Here is a 1414-nt window from a genome sequence, read left to right on the forward strand (position 1 = left end):
GGTCACGTCCCTTGGTGTGGTGTAACTTCACAAACGCACTACCCGGTGTCGCCCCCAGGTCCGGTAAGACGGCCCTGCCCCGCCTCCCGCCCCGGCGGCCCCTGGCCCCGGTAGAGCTCGGCCATCGAGGCCTCGGCCAGATACCGCCTATCACTGACCTGCCACTCGTCGTGCATCTCGGCCAGCACCGCCCCGGCCAGCCGGTGCAGCGCCTTGCGGTCGGGAAAGACCTGCACCACATCGGCCCTGCGCTTGACCTCCCGGTTCAACCGCTCCAACGGATTGGTCGACCAGATCTTCTTCCAATGCGCCACCGGGAAGGCCGCGAACGCGGTGATGTCCTCGGCCGCCTCCAACAGCATCCGCTGGACCTGCGGGAACTGGCCCTTGAGCAACTCGGCGACCACCCCGATGTGCTCGCGCACCGCCTGGGCGTTCTCCTGGGCGAAGATGGTGCGGATGGTGGCCGCGACCATCTCCCCCGACCCCCGGGGCACCCGCGCCAGAACATCGCGCACGAAGTGCACCCGGCACCGCTGCCAGGCCGCCCCGATGAACACCGCCTGCACCGCGGCCACCAGCCCGGCATGGGCATCGGAGACCACCAGCAGCACCCCGCCCAGCCCCCGGGCCCGCAGCGAGCGCAGGAACTCGGTCCAAAAGGCGCGGGACTCGCTGTCGCCCACGGCCAGCCCCAGGACCTCGCGGCGGCCCTCGGCGCTCACACCGGTGGCGATGACCACCGCCGCCGAGCAGATCCGGTGCTGCTGGCGGGCCTTGCAGTAGGTGGCGTCCAAGAACACATACGGGAAGGGGGTGTGGTCCAGGGGGCGCTGGGCGAAGGCCTCGACCTCGGTGTCCAGGTCGGCGCAGATCCGCGACACCTGGGACTTGGAGATGCCGGTGTCGGCGCCCAGGGCCTTGACCAGGTCGTCGACCGCGCGGGTGGAGACCCCGTGCACGTAGGCCTGCATGATCACGGCGAACAGGGCCCGGTCGATGCGGCGGCGGCGCTCCAGCAGACAGGGGAAGAAGGATCCGGAGCGGAGTTTGGGGATCTTCAGGTCCACATCGCCGGAGGTGGTGGTCAGGGCCCGTTCGCGGTGGCCGTTGCGGCGGTTGGTGCGCTCGGGTGTGCGCTGGTGGGGCTCGGCTCCGATGGCGGCGGTGGCCTCGGCCTCGATGAGTTCCTGGAGCATGCGCTCCAGGACGGCGCGGATCATTTCGAGGTCGTCGGCGGCTTGTAGTGACTCGAGCAGGTGTTGTAGGTCATGCTGGGACAGAGCCATCGTGTGCTCCCGGTCGCGGGGTACTTCAGCGGTCCCTTCGACCGTCACACGATGGCTCGTCGTGTTCCAGACGCTTCCAGGTCAGATCAGCCGAGCGAAGTTACACCACCCAGCGGGACACCATC

1 protein-coding gene is annotated in these 1414 nt (G+C 69.2%); it reads right to left on the reverse strand.

Annotated elements, in window-relative coordinates:
- Window positions 1-38: 38 nt before the first annotated feature.
- The gene (locus O4J56_RS31950; RefSeq protein ID WP_270690970.1) at window positions 39-1289 is read right to left on the reverse strand and encodes an IS256 family transposase; all 1251 of its coding nucleotides are present in this window, start codon (window positions 1287-1289) and stop codon (window positions 39-41) included.
- Window positions 1290-1414 lie beyond the last annotated feature (125 nt).

Source organism: Nocardiopsis endophytica, from assembly GCF_027706725.1.
GTDB classification, from domain to species: domain Bacteria; phylum Actinomycetota; class Actinomycetes; order Streptosporangiales; family Streptosporangiaceae; genus Nocardiopsis_A; species Nocardiopsis_A endophytica.

Excerpts from the sequence above, each read along its gene's own strand:
- O4J56_RS31950 (WP_270690970.1), bottom strand. The coding sequence starts at position 1,289 with ATGGCTCTGTCCCAGCATGACCTACAACACCTGCTCGAGTCACTACAA.